The 13,167-nt window shown below is 32.4% G+C and carries 13 protein-coding genes; 9 read left to right on the forward strand and 4 right to left on the reverse strand.

The window, feature by feature from the left end:
* Positions 1–114: 114 nt before the first annotated feature.
* Positions 115–624 (reverse strand): hypothetical protein, encoded by a 510-nt coding sequence (locus tag DK508_RS12700; RefSeq protein WP_109301125.1) that lies wholly within the window; start codon positions 622–624, stop codon positions 115–117.
* 1 nt (position 625) lies between these two features.
* A complete protein-coding gene (locus DK508_RS12705; protein WP_109301126.1) occupies positions 626–1,387 on the reverse strand; it encodes an MBL fold metallo-hydrolase in 762 nt (253 codons plus the stop codon).
* Positions 1,388–1,553: 166 nt separating this feature from the next.
* Here DK508_RS12705 and DK508_RS12710 point away from each other — a divergent pair, with 166 nt between their 5' ends.
* Both DK508_RS12710 and DK508_RS21140 read left to right on the forward strand, forming a co-directional pair.
* A complete protein-coding gene (locus DK508_RS12710; RefSeq protein WP_109301127.1) occupies positions 1,554–3,008 on the forward strand; it encodes a nicotinate-nucleotide adenylyltransferase in 1,455 nt (484 codons plus the stop codon).
* Positions 3,009–3,263: 255 nt separating this feature from the next.
* Positions 3,264–3,416, forward strand: a complete 153-nt coding sequence (locus DK508_RS21140) for a hypothetical protein (RefSeq protein WP_160114685.1) — start codon at positions 3,264–3,266, stop codon at positions 3,414–3,416.
* 117 nt (positions 3,417–3,533) lie between these two features.
* Here DK508_RS21140 and bcp read toward each other — a convergent pair whose 3' ends face one another.
* Positions 3,534–3,983, reverse strand: a complete 450-nt coding sequence (gene bcp, locus DK508_RS12715) for a thioredoxin-dependent thiol peroxidase (RefSeq protein ID WP_109301128.1) — start codon at positions 3,981–3,983, stop codon at positions 3,534–3,536.
* A 154-nt stretch (positions 3,984–4,137) separates the two neighbouring features.
* Here bcp and nth point away from each other — a divergent pair, with 154 nt between their 5' ends.
* Entirely contained in the window at positions 4,138–4,806 is a 669-nt protein-coding gene (gene nth, locus DK508_RS12720; RefSeq protein ID WP_109301129.1) for an endonuclease III, read from the forward strand.
* A gap of 233 nt (positions 4,807–5,039) precedes the next feature.
* Here the strand turns inward: nth and DK508_RS12725 are convergent, their stop codons facing one another.
* Positions 5,040–5,624 carry an RNA polymerase sigma factor gene (locus DK508_RS12725; RefSeq protein WP_109301130.1) on the reverse strand — a complete coding sequence of 195 codons (585 nt, stop codon included), beginning with the start codon at positions 5,622–5,624 and terminating at the stop codon, positions 5,040–5,042.
* Between the two features lie 239 nt (positions 5,625–5,863).
* Here DK508_RS12725 and uvrA point away from each other — a divergent pair, with 239 nt between their 5' ends.
* The 6 genes from uvrA to DK508_RS12755 all read left to right on the forward strand — a co-directional run bounded on the left by uvrA (position 5,864) and on the right by DK508_RS12755 (position 13,162).
* Positions 5,864–8,644: an excinuclease ABC subunit UvrA gene (gene uvrA / locus DK508_RS12730; RefSeq protein WP_109301131.1), complete on the forward strand. Its 2,781-nt coding sequence runs from the start codon at positions 5,864–5,866 to the stop codon at positions 8,642–8,644.
* Between the two features lie 16 nt (positions 8,645–8,660).
* Entirely contained in the window at positions 8,661–9,086 is a 426-nt protein-coding gene (locus DK508_RS12735) for a GNAT family N-acetyltransferase (protein WP_109301132.1), read from the forward strand.
* A gap of 55 nt (positions 9,087–9,141) precedes the next feature.
* The gene (locus DK508_RS12740; RefSeq protein WP_109301133.1) at positions 9,142–9,786 is read left to right on the forward strand and encodes a peroxiredoxin-like family protein; all 645 of its coding nucleotides are present in this window, start codon (positions 9,142–9,144) and stop codon (positions 9,784–9,786) included.
* Between the two features lie 116 nt (positions 9,787–9,902).
* A complete protein-coding gene (locus DK508_RS12745) occupies positions 9,903–10,556 on the forward strand; it encodes a hypothetical protein (RefSeq protein WP_109301134.1) in 654 nt (217 codons plus the stop codon).
* Between the two features lie 151 nt (positions 10,557–10,707).
* Entirely contained in the window at positions 10,708–11,802 is a 1,095-nt protein-coding gene (locus DK508_RS12750; protein WP_109301135.1) for an amidohydrolase family protein, read from the forward strand.
* 274 nt (positions 11,803–12,076) lie between these two features.
* Entirely contained in the window at positions 12,077–13,162 is a 1,086-nt protein-coding gene (locus DK508_RS12755) for a hypothetical protein (RefSeq protein ID WP_109301136.1), read from the forward strand.
* Positions 13,163–13,167: the final 5 nt, after the last annotated feature.

Below are 13,167 nucleotides of genomic sequence, written 5' to 3' on the forward strand. Positions count from 1 at the left end.
CATGCAAAATTATTAGAGATTCTTGAGAAAAAAATTGATGTATGGTAAGTTATGCTTATTTCAGTTTGATTTTTTATAATTAAGATCCCTTACGAATAAAAAGAATAAATACGGCTAGCTCCTAGGATACAAAAATGATTTTAATACTTCAAAATCTACAACACCATCATCTCTTACGTCGTATATTATAAATAGTTGCCCCCAGTAGACTCCATCGGTAAAGTCAGCAATAATCCATTTATGATTTAATAATCGAACTTTATTTATAGCCATATTACCTTCCATTCCCACAAATGGCACGATAGGATTATCTTTTCCAGCTTTATTTTGAGCTATAATTTGATCACTAATTGTTAACTCTAATTTTTTAGCATTATACCCTTGTTCTTCAAAATAAGCAACAGCCTCTTCATCACTATCTAGGCTAAAATACGTAAGATCCATATTTATATCGACCAAGGAGTCAATTACAAGATTTTTTGCTGTTTCTTGTTCTTTCAAGATTTCTTCAAGATTAATAATTTTTGCATCATACGATTCTTGAGCTTTTTTGGCGTTCATAAATTGAAAAAGCACAAATAATGCTGTAAAAATGAATAAATACATAAAAATCTTATTCTTCATATCAAATTGTAATTTTTAAATTATCGTAAGCTATAAATACGTTTTCTGGTAGATTCTTTTCTACTTCGGCGTGAAACCCTAACATATGACTAATGTGCGTAAGATATGCTTTTTCTGGTTTTATTTCGGCAATAAACTCTAAGGCTTCTTCCAAATTAAAATGCGAATGATGGGGTTCTATTCTTAAGGCATTAACTACCAATACTTTTACACCTTGTAACTTTTCTTTTTCTTCTTCCTCTATCGTTTTTACATCCGTCAAGTATGCAAAATTTTTAAATCGAAATCCATATACCTGAAGCCGATTATGCATAGTATTAATCGGTATTACATCAAGATTTTCTAACACAAAAGGCTGATTTAACACTTCATGTTCAATAACACTTGGAGCGCCAGGATATTTATCTTCAGAAGAAAAAATATAATTAAATCGTATCCTAAGGGATTCTAATACTCTTTTATGCGCATAAATAGGGATATCTCCTTGTCTGAAAAAAAAAGGTCTTATATCGTCTAACCCCATGGTATGATCTGCATGCTCATGAGTAAATATAACTCCATCAATTCTAGACACTTTATTGGTTAACATTTGTTGTCTAAAATCAGGTCCGCAATCAATAACATATACATATTCACCCCATGACACCAAAACGGAAACTCTAAGTCGTTTATCTCTTGGGTCATCACTATGGCAAACAGGGTGATTGCTTCCAATTACTGGAATCCCTTGTGATGTACCTGTTCCGAGAAATGTAATTTCCATATTGTTGTATCTAAGAGCAAATGTAATTATATTTTTTTGGCAAAATTTATAGAGATATCTTAATTATTAAGTTGAAGAGATGTTTACTATAGAAATTTTCATTCAAGTTTTTTTAATAATGTAGGTATTACTACCTTTACCTTAAACAAAAAAAGCCCTTTTTACTATGCCTATCACAATTATGGGAGATAAGGAATTTGAGTCTGTCCCCTCAATAAAGAGCAAAGCTTTACGTATTAACCTGAACCAAAATATCTATGGTACCTTTGCCGAAATCGGTGCCGGTCAGGAAACTGCAAGAAATTTTTTTAGAGCCGGTGGTGCTTCCGGTACTATTGCAAAGGCAATGAGTGCCTATGATAAAGATTTTAGTGATGCTATTTATGGTATCGAAAATGACAAACGTTATGTAACCGAAGCTAGGTTAAAGAAAATGCTTAGGCATGAGGTTGGTCTTATCGAACAAAGAATCACCAGAGAAAAACATCCAAATAAGTTGTTTTTTAGTTATGCCAATACAGTAGCCACTATAGATTTTGCAAAAAAATATAAAGGTCACGGTTGGGTAGGAATTCGCTATCAAACTGTACCCAATGAAGAATATAATGAGATTTCATTGCATATTCGTTTTCATGAAAATGATGCAAAATTACAACAAATGACTCTTGGTATATTAGGAGTTAATTTGATATATGGTGCTTACTATAAGTATGATAACCCAAAAAAATTACTGCGATATCTATATGATCATTTGGATAAGGATCAAATCGAAATTGATACCATTAATTTTTCAGGGCCCAGATTTACCAAGGTAGATAATCGATTAATGAGTCTACAACTTGTTAAGAATGGAATGACAGAAGCGGTTATGTTTGGTCCAGATGGCAATAATATATTACCTGCAGCAATTTTATACAAGAAAAACATATTAGCACTTAGAGGTAGTTTTAGACCTGTGACTAAGGTAAATATGGATATATACAAGAAATCACTTAATATGTTCTTAAGTGAAAACAAAGTGAATAAAGATAAAACAGTAGTTATATTTGAAATCACCTTATCCAATTTAAGAGCAGAAGGAGAAATTGATGAAGAGGATTTCATGGCTAGAGCACGATTATTATGTTCTCTAGGGCAAACCGTAATGATTTCTAACTTTAAAGAATACTACAAAGTAGTAGAATATTTCTCTAATTACACCAAAGAAAGAATGGCACTAGCTATGGGTGTAAACAATTTGATTGATATTTTTGATGAGAAATATTATAGACACCTAAGTGGTGGTATTCTTGAAGCCTTTGGTAAACTGTTCTTTAAGGATTTAAAAGTATACTTATATCCATTAAAAAATCATAATACAGGAAAACTTACCAATAGTGACAATCTAAAAGTGCATCCAAGAATGAAAGAATTATATAAGTTCTTTAAGTACAATGGTAAATTAGTAGATATTGTTGATTACGATCAAAGTATTATGGAAATTTTCTCTAGAGAAGTACTACAAAAAATTCAGGAAGGAGAAACTGGTTGGGAAGATCAATTACCAGATCTTATTCCTGAAATGATCAAAGCAAATAACTTTTTTGGATACAAAAGCATTGAATCTGTAAAAACAAAGTAAATAATTAGTAGAGCATATTAAAAGCACCGTATTTATAAATACGGTGCTTTTTTAATTTCAAATAATTGTCTTCTTTATTAATAAAACGGAATTCTAAATTTTAATTTTAAACCTAATTTTAAGCTACCCTAAATTGAACAATTTAAGGCAATTGGCCTTTTTATCTTCTAAAATACTGCATAATTTAGTCTTATTCGATTAGGAATAAGGTATAGCCGAAAACCTTTATAAAATGTAGGCACTAACACATAAATTATGAAAAAATCTAAAGATTTAAAACTGAATTTAAACAAGGAAACTATTTCTAAGCTAGAACAGCTTAAAATTCAAGGAGGTCATTATTCTTGTACACCTACGTGCACTCAAACGGCTTTACATAGTAGATGTGGTAATCAAATGTGTTATTAATTTTTTATTAAATCTTGTTTTCGGAGTACAACTCTGATCTATTTATCAAAAAACTAATGATAAAGTAAAAAGAGATAACGCTTGTTATCTCTTTTCTTATATTTTATTATGAGTTTATTACAATATCTGTGCAGCGTGATCTTTCGTTTTTACTTTTAAGATAACTTCAGAAATAATTCCGTTTTCATCAATAACAAAAGTAGTACGATGAATCCCATCATATTCTTTGCCCATAAATTTCTTTGGACCCCACACTCCAAAAGCTTCTATCACTTTTTTATCTTCATCTGCCAAAAGCGGATAAGGAAGTTCAAATTTATTTTTGAAATTCTGTTGACGCTTAGCACTATCTGCACTTACTCCTAATATTTCGTAACCCTGTGACTGAAAAGTTTGATAATTGTCTCTTAAATTGCATGCCTCTACAGTACATCCTGGAGTACTCGCTTTTGGGTAGAAAAAGACAACTAATTTTTTACCTTGATAATCACTTAGGCTAATCGTATTTCCTTCTTGATCTAAAGCCGTAAAATTAGGCGCCTTATCTCCTGTTTTGAGTGTTGTCATGTTCTAATATGTAAGAATTATATTTTGTTTAAACTTTTTCGATAAATTTAAAATTAAAAACAGAATAGACGCATACTTTTATCATAATTTTAATGATTGTCTATACCTTTATTCGAATAAGAATTTAATATTTTAGCTTAAAACTAAATAGAAAATGACAAAACAGGAAAAGGTAGATTACACCATAAAAAAACTCAAAGAGCTATATCCTACAATACCAATTCCTCTGGATCATAAAGATCCTTACACCCTATTAATAGCTGTACTGATGAGTGCTCAAAGCACTGATGTTAGAGTAAATCAAATTACTCCTCTCCTATTTGATCGAGCAGATAACCCTTATACTATGATAAAATTATCTGTAGAAGAAATTAGAGAAATCATAAGACCGGTTGGTTTAAGTCCGATGAAGGCAAAAGGCATTCATGGATTATCACATATACTTATAGACAAACATAATGGCGAGGTGCCTCAAAGTTTTGAGGCTCTTGAAGAATTACCTGCAGTAGGACATAAAACTGCCAGTGTAGTTATGTCACAAGCTTTTGGCGTACCTGCATTTCCTGTCGATACTCATATTCATAGATTAATGTACAGATGGGGGTTTACTAATGGTAAAAATGTAGTACAAACTGAAAAAGATGCCAAGCGTCTATTCCCTAGAGAATTATGGAATGACCTGCACTTACAGATTATATGGTACGGTAGGGAATATTCTCCTGCACGAGGTTGGGACTTGGATAAAGATATTATCACAAAAACTATTGGGAGAAAAACTATACTACAAGAGTATGAAAAAAATAAAAGGCCTATTAAAAAATAGGCCTTTATAAGTTTAGTTCAAAATCGTTTCAAATTTTAAGTTGCTATATTCTACAACTTGTAAAGATTTTGAGTAATTAAGAAGAAAATCTATTGTTCTTCCTGATGGTACTAAATGTTTTTCCTCTTTTTTAGAAGACTTAAAGTAAAATTTCGCCATATTATATGATCTTAAATTAAGGGTTATTTAAGAAGATAACGGGGCTAATAATACTTTATTGCATCAAAGAGTTATTAATTTGTTAAAACTATATTATTTTTTTCGATAACCTTTCTTAGATTGATTAATGCATATCGCATTCTACCCAGAGCTGTATTTATACTTACCCCTGTTTTGTCTGATATTTCTTTAAAACTCATATCTCTATACATACGCATTATCAGTACTTCTTTTTGATCGTCTGGAAGTTCTTGTATTAAATTACGCAAATCTTCTTCGACTTGATCTTTAATGAGTCTTTTTTCAGCATTAAGATTTCCGTCACTAATAACTGAAAAAATACTAAACTCACCATTATCCTCAAATTTTGGCATACGATTTCCTTTTCTAAAGTGATCAATAACCAAATTATGTGCTATACGCATTACCCAAGGAAGAAATTTTCCTTCTTCATTATATTTTCCATTCTTTAAAGTACGAATAACCTTAATAAAGGTATCCTGAAAAATATCCTCAGATACGTCTCGATCAAATACTTTAGAATAAATAAAACTGTAAATACGTTGTTTGTGTCGTTCGATTAGAACCGATAAGGCATTTTCGCTGCCTTTGATGTAGTTATTTACCAGAACTGCGTCTGTTAGGGTGTTATCCTTCATACCGTTACTTTATTTTAGTACCAACAAGCTTGGGGCTCGGGCTATGTTAAACTTAAAAAGTAATGGTATGCAATAGGCTTTCTGGTTTAAATTTGGTTCATTAACTTGGCGCTAATATAGTAACTATCAATTAAAATCAAACTATTTTCTGTTAATTTTTTTAACTAAACTTTCATTCTTAATAGCCTATCATACTTATTAAGTAATCATTATCTTTGCGCCCTTACCGCGTATTTACTATGATTCAAGATATTACTAGCCTAGATCCTAAAGAGAATATTATAATAAAAGGAGCTAAACTTCACAACCTAAAAGATTTAGATGCCGTTATTCCTAGAAATAAATTAGTTGTCATTACGGGGTTATCAGGTTCTGGTAAATCTAGTCTTGCTTTTGATACGTTATATGCTGAGGGTCAGCGTAGATATGTAGAAAGTTTATCTTCTTATGCAAGACAGTTTCTAGGTCGTCTTAATAAACCAAAAGTAGATTATATAAAAGGTATCGCTCCTGCTATTGCAATAGAACAAAAAGTTAACTCTACGAATCCAAGGTCTACCGTTGGAACAACCACCGAGATCTATGATTACTTAAAACTGCTTTTTGCAAGAATTGGCAAGACCTATTCTCCTATTTCTGGAAACTTAGTCAAAAAAGATAGGGTTACAGATGTAATAGAATATGTGAAATCGTTTAATGATGGTGAGAAATTACTACTACTCTCTCCTATTACTGTTGAAGAAGGAAGAACTCTTGAAGGTAAATTAAAAGTATTACAGCAACAGGGGTTTGCACGAATTAAGATTAACGAAACGGTAATTAGGATTGAGGAAGCAACACCAAATGATAAAGACAGTATTTTTCTTGTTGTGGACAGGATTGTAAAACGTGATGAAGAAGATTTTTTTAATAGATTAGCAGATGCAATAGATTCTGCTTTCTTTGAAGGTAAAGGTACTTGTTACATCGAACAATTATCTAATAAAGAGCAACGCCAATTTAGTAACAAGTTCGATTTAGATGGTATAAGTTTCCTTGAACCCAATGTTCATCTTTTTAGTTTTAATAACCCATATGGAGCTTGTCCTACGTGTGAAGGCTATGGAGATGTTATTGGTATTGATGAGGATTTAGTATTACCAAATACAGCATTAAGTGTGTATGAAGGAGCTGTCTTTCCTTGGCGAGGAGATAGCATGGGGTGGTATAAAGATCAATTGGTAAATAGCGCCTATAAATTCGATTTCCCGATTCATAAACCTTATTTCGAGTTATCCGAAGAACATAAAGATCTATTATGGAATGGAAACGAATATTTTGAAGGAATCCATAGTTTCTTTAAGGAATTAGAATCTAAAGCATATAAGATTCAAAATCGTGTTATGCTCTCAAGGTACAGAGGAAAAACGAAATGTACTACTTGCAAAGGGAGACGATTACGATTAGAATCAAATTATGTTAAAGTTAGTGATGCAACTCTTACTGATCTGGTTGAAAAACCTTTAAACGAATTAGCTGATTTTTTTCAAAATCTATCATTAAATGAATATGACTCGCAAATAGCCAAAAGATTGCTGAAAGAAATCAATAGCCGCTTGAGTTTCCTACAAGATGTTGGTTTAGAGTATCTAACGCTTAATCGTAAATCTAATTCATTATCTGGAGGAGAATCGCAGCGAATAAACTTGGCTACGTCATTAGGTAGCAGTCTTGTGGGATCTATGTATATTCTAGATGAGCCCAGTATCGGTCTGCACCCAAAGGATACCGAAAAATTAATTAAGGTACTACTCTCTTTGCGTGATCTAGGTAATACTGTAATTGTCGTCGAACACGATGAAGATATTATGAAAGCTGCGGATGAGATCATTGATATCGGTCCTGAGGCAGGAACTTATGGAGGACATGTTGTAGCAACAGGAACTTTTAAAGATATTCTAAAAGCCGATTCGCTCACGGCAAAGTATCTTAATGGACAATTAGAAATTGAAGTTCCGGAAACCAGAAGAACATCAAAATATTACATAGAGATTATCGGCGCTAGAGAAAATAATCTTAAAAATGTTGATGTCAAAATACCTCTAGGAATATTTACGGCTATTACCGGAGTATCTGGTAGCGGTAAAAGTACTTTGGTCAAAAAAATAATATATCCGGCAATCTTAAAAGAATTGGGTGGATATGGTGAAAAAGCTGGTCAGTTTACCGAGATAAAAGGTAATTATAGTAATATCAAACATGTTGAGTTTGTAGATCAAAATCCAATTGGAAGATCATCTAGATCCAACCCCGTTACATATATCAAAGCATATGATGATATTCGTAACTTATATGCCAATCAAAAATTATCAGGTATCCGTAATTATAAGTCAAAGCATTTTTCTTTTAATGTAGATGGCGGAAGATGTGAGACTTGTAAAGGTGAAGGTGAAGTTACTATCGAAATGCAGTTTATGGCTGATGTACATCTTGAATGTGAAACTTGTGGAGGAAAACGATTCAAAAAAGATGTACTCGAAGTAACATTTCATGATAAAAATATTCACGATATATTATCAATGACCATTGACAATGCTATTGATTTCTTTGCTGAACATAACCAGACAAAAATTCGGAAAAAATTACAACCATTGCAAGATGTTGGATTAGGATATGTTCAATTAGGACAAAGCTCGTCTACTCTTTCTGGAGGAGAAGCACAACGTATTAAATTAGCCTCTTTTCTTGTAAAAGGAAATACCAAAGACAAAGCCCTGTTTATTTTTGATGAACCAACTACAGGTTTACATTTTCATGATATTCAGAAGCTCCTAAAATCCTTTAATGAATTAATTGCCAAAGGACATTCTATATTAGTAATAGAACACAATTTGGATCTTGTAAAATGTGCAGATTATATAATTGATTTAGGCCTAGAAGGTGGTAAAAACGGCGGTAATATTATAGCTACAGGAACTCCAGAAGAAATTCTAAAAGTAAAGAAGTCTTATACCGGTAAGTACCTGAAAGAAAAATTATAACCAATAAGAATCACCAATGAATTTTGAAGTATGTACCAGCGATGAGATAAAAACCATCGTGAAAGGAATTAATGATTATAATTATAGCAAGGTCCCTCCTATTTTATCCGAGATGTGGACACCCATAAATTATGTAGTTAAAGACTCAAATCAAGAAATACTAGGTGGATTATTATCAGGTATAGGATATTGGGGAGGCTTAGAAATTAAGATCCTTTGGGTTCGAGAAGATATGAGACAGCAAGGAATAGCTTCAAAATTATTAAAAACTGTTGAAGATGTAGCTATAACCAAAGGTGCCACAATTTCTATATTAGATACGTTTGATTTTCAAGCTGAAGTTTTTTATCTAAAAAATGGATACACCATATTCGGAAAACTTGATGATTTCCCATCTGGGCATCACAGAGTTTACCTGTCTAAAAAATTATCAAACGATTAGTTGTAATGATATGATGAAGTTTTCGGCTAAGCCAACTCAACCATAAAACAAAAACATGTCACTTACTCAAGATCTTAAAACTCGCGCAGATCAGTCTGCTCAAAAATACCCAGAAAACATACACAATATCATGAATAATGGTATACAATCATTACGTGATTCTAAATTAGTATCAAAAGCGTTAAAAAAAGGAGACAAAATACCAGAAATTAAACTTCCTAATGCTGCCAATAGAGCTATTTCGGTTCAAGAATTGTTATTAGAAAAAAAAGTAGTGCTTTCATTTTATCGCGGAGGATGGTGTCCGTATTGTAATCTTGAATTAAAAGCACTACAACAAGCACTTCCAGATTTTGAAAAACACAATGCAACACTCGTAGCAATAAGTCCCGAAACACCAGATAATTCTCTATCGACTTCTGAAAAAAATAATTTAAGTTTTGAAGTTCTATCTGATATTGATAATAAAACAGCAAAAGATTTTAATCTTGCGTTTACATTACCCGAAGATTTAATCCAAGTTTATAACGGGTTCGGTATTGATCTAGAAAAAAGCAATGGAAACTCTAACCAGCAGTTACCTATATCTGCAACCTATATAATTGATCAGGATGGAACGATTATCTATGATTTTATCAGTGAAGATTATAAAGAAAGAGCTGATCCAGAAAAAATAATTAAAGCTTTAAATATCAAATAGTTAAACTTCATTCTTTCATAACTTAATTTTTTTGGCACGCCATTTGAAATACTATTAATCAAATAGCGGAAGCCGAAAAGCTAATGAGTAGGCATAAAACCCAAAACAGTTAAGTTATGAAAAAAATGGTACTTTTTATTGCAGCCATGTTACTAGTAGGAACAACTGCACAAGCGACCGATCACAAAAATTCGGATCACCAGGATAGGGTTACAAAACGCTATCACCATACACAACCGATTGTCTTTATTGAAGGTGGTGTAAAATTCTTTGTATATCCCGAGGGAGACATTGATTTCAAAATTTTAAGAACAAGGTCTAGAACAAGACAAGCTCATTATAATTGGAATAGAAATATTCACGGAGCTCCCGGATCACATGCATATTACAATCCATATAGAAGAGCGGTACGATATGATTACTACGGACGATTAAAAAAAGTAGGTGTTAATTATATCAACTATGATCGATACAATAGAGTAAGAAGAATTGGTACTATCACTGTAAGGTATAATAGAAAAGGTTTATTATATGAAGTTGGCGGATTACATATCTATTACAACAAATATGGTAAAATAAAATATACCGAAGGTAATGTTCATCATATTGGATGCGGATATTGTGGTGTTGATGGTTGTACAATTAGTCATGACCCATATTACAGTCAAAATTGGAAACAAAAACATCACTATAGGCACACTAATAATGATAATGCTTATTACAAGAACAGAAAAAGAAAGAAAAAATATCATGACGATGATGATCACTAAAATATAGATTAGTTGTTGGTTAGTTGTTGAAAATCCCGTTACCGAATACTTCAGGTAACGGGATTTTCTATTGATAAAGTGTTGTTAACTTTTGATCGCAACAAAGGCGATTATTATATATTTATGAACTCACAATCAAAATGTATACAACATGAAGTGCTATCCTTTTTTTCTTTTACTACTAATAGTATGTCACTCTCAAAGTAGTGCGCAGCAAATGGAGTTTGAAGATTATGATCCTCCCTCTACTTTAGTGGTGCCAGGAAAGGAAATCAAAAAAGCCAAGTTTCCGTTTATTGATGTTCATAATCATCAATTTAGAATGCCTACCCAAAATTTGCAAGAAGTTGTAACCGAGATGGATAAACTTAACATGGCGGTAATGGTAAACTTATCTGGAAGAGGAAGAGGCTCTGATGAGCATCTTATAAATTCTCTAAAAAATGTAAAATCCAATCACCCAAATAGATTTATTGTATTTACTAACATAAATCTCACTGGTATTGATGATTCAGATTGGACATCAAAAACTGTAGCTCAAATAGAAAGTGATGTAGCTATGGGTGCAAATGGATTAAAAATATACAAAAGCCAAGGTATGGATAACAAGGATAGTAAAGGTAATCGTATCAAGATCGATGATCCTCGTATTGGACCAGTTTGGGAAAAATGTGGAGAACTGGGCATTCCTGTTTTAATACATGCTGCAGACCCTAAACCTTTTTGGGATGCGCATGATAATCAAAATGAAAGATGGTTAGAACTTAAACTACGATCGAGAAGAAAAAGAGATGCCAATGTTACAGGTTCTTGGGAAACTATTATTCAAGAACAACATAACATATTTAAAAAGCATAAAAACACAAAATTTATCAATGCACATTTGGGATGGTATGGCAATAATTTAGAAAAATTAGCTCAACTAATGGATGAGATGCCAAATATGTATAGCGAAATTGGTGCTGTAATCGCAGAGTTAGGACGGCAACCAAGAAATGCCAAGAAATTTTTGACCAAATATCAAGATCGTATAATGTTTGGGAAAGACTCCTGGAACCCAGAAGAGTATTACACTTACTTCAGAGTATTAGAATCGGATGATGAATATTTCCCTTATTACAAAAGATATCATGCCTTTTGGAAAATGTACGGTTTAGACCTCGATGATGAAGTATTGAAAAAATTGTACTATAAAAATGCCTTACAAGTAATTCCTAATATAGACAAGAGCTTATTTCCTAAATAGGCATTCATTTCTAATTATTCTATAAACCAAAAGCTTTGCATTTCGCAAGGCTTTTTTTTATTTCTGAAACTTATTTCATTCCTACTTCAAATAAGTAATCGACCTATCATAAAAAAGGATTTCCAAAACTCTTCCTTAATCTAATACTTCTACCAAAAAGATGTTCACACGAGTTTATTTTCAAAAAAATGAATAAACAATAGTAACATTTAAAGAATATAGGAACACCATTAAAACAACGAATTATTTAACACTTAATGTTATCTATATTATTATGAAAAATCACATACTTACAGTTCTATTTTTTTGTGCTATAACACAACTTAGTTTTGCACAACAAACACAATACAATGTAACGCCTGGAAATGGTAATGGATTACGTTTTTGGAATAGCGATACTTATAAAATTCATATGGGTAATACTTCCGAATATAAGTTTGGTCCCGTAACAGATTACAGTATCAAAATGAACATGAGTAATACCGCTGGTAGAGGTTGGACTTGGGGTGTGACTGGCCAAACCCCTATTGCGGCATTAAACACTTTAGGGAATTTTGAAACAGCAGGTAGCATAAGTGGTAATACTATTAGCGGACTAAAAGGTGTTTTCGATTCTAGTAGTTTGGGAGGTAATGGATGGATTCCTGTTTCTATAGGTCGCGAGTATAAAACAGGACGAAGAACTTTTGAGTTCGTTGTTGATCCTACCAACACAGGTTCTGGATATACTGCATTCGGAATAACAGATCAATCAGAAAATTTAAGACATGATTTTGTTTCTAGAAACACAGATACCTGGATAGATCTTGATGACCATAAAGGAACTCATTTTTTTAAACTAAATAGATCAGAATACGAACCAGGAAAATTTGCTACTTACATACATATGCCTACCTCCGATGCTAGAATGGTTATAGGTCAATACGGTGGGTATTTAAAAGAACAGGGATATAACTTAGTAGTAAACAATGGTGGGGCCTATGTAAATGGTGATTTTATTGCTAATGGCAATATGGGTATTGGGACTTCTACACCTGACGCAAAGTTGGCTGTGAATGGAAACATTCATACTAAAGAAGTGAAAGTAGATCTTATAGGTTGGGCAGACTATGTATTTACAGAGGGATACAACCTACCTACATTACAACAAGTAGAAAATCACATCAAAACTAATGGACATCTAATTAATATTCCATCCGAGAATGAGGTTATAGAAAATGGTATCCAATTGGGAGAAATGAATGCAAAACTCTTAGAAAAAATAGAAGAGCTTACTCTGTACACTATTGCACAGGAAAAGAAACTAAAAATTCAGGAAGAACGTCTTTCTAAACTGGAAGCTTTAGTATCAAAAAAATAAGAACA

The sequence above is a fragment of the Aquimarina sp. AU474 genome, from assembly GCF_900312815.1.
In the GTDB taxonomy this organism is placed as follows: domain Bacteria; phylum Bacteroidota; class Bacteroidia; order Flavobacteriales; family Flavobacteriaceae; genus Aquimarina.

Excerpts from the sequence above, each read along its gene's own strand:
- DK508_RS21140 (WP_160114685.1), top strand. The coding sequence starts at position 3,264 with ATGAAAAAATCTAAAGATTTAAAACTGAATTTAAACAAGGAAACTATT.
- DK508_RS12725 (WP_109301130.1), bottom strand. The coding sequence starts at position 5,624 with ATGAAGGATAACACCCTAACAGACGCAGTTCTGGTAAATAACTACATC.
- DK508_RS12745 (WP_109301134.1), top strand. The coding sequence starts at position 9,903 with ATGAAAAAAATGGTACTTTTTATTGCAGCCATGTTACTAGTAGGAACA.
- DK508_RS12710 (WP_109301127.1), top strand. The coding sequence starts at position 1,554 with ATGCCTATCACAATTATGGGAGATAAGGAATTTGAGTCTGTCCCCTCA.
- DK508_RS12750 (WP_109301135.1), top strand. The coding sequence starts at position 10,708 with ATGAAGTGCTATCCTTTTTTTCTTTTACTACTAATAGTATGTCACTCT.
- DK508_RS12700 (WP_109301125.1), bottom strand. The coding sequence starts at position 624 with ATGAAGAATAAGATTTTTATGTATTTATTCATTTTTACAGCATTATTT.
- DK508_RS12735 (WP_109301132.1), top strand. The coding sequence starts at position 8,661 with ATGAATTTTGAAGTATGTACCAGCGATGAGATAAAAACCATCGTGAAA.
- bcp (WP_109301128.1), bottom strand. The coding sequence starts at position 3,983 with ATGACAACACTCAAAACAGGAGATAAGGCGCCTAATTTTACGGCTTTA.
- uvrA (WP_109301131.1), top strand. The coding sequence starts at position 5,864 with ATGATTCAAGATATTACTAGCCTAGATCCTAAAGAGAATATTATAATA.
- nth (WP_109301129.1), top strand. The coding sequence starts at position 4,138 with ATGACAAAACAGGAAAAGGTAGATTACACCATAAAAAAACTCAAAGAG.
- DK508_RS12740 (WP_109301133.1), top strand. The coding sequence starts at position 9,142 with ATGTCACTTACTCAAGATCTTAAAACTCGCGCAGATCAGTCTGCTCAA.
- DK508_RS12755 (WP_109301136.1), top strand. The coding sequence starts at position 12,077 with ATGAAAAATCACATACTTACAGTTCTATTTTTTTGTGCTATAACACAA.
- DK508_RS12705 (WP_109301126.1), bottom strand. The coding sequence starts at position 1,387 with ATGGAAATTACATTTCTCGGAACAGGTACATCACAAGGGATTCCAGTA.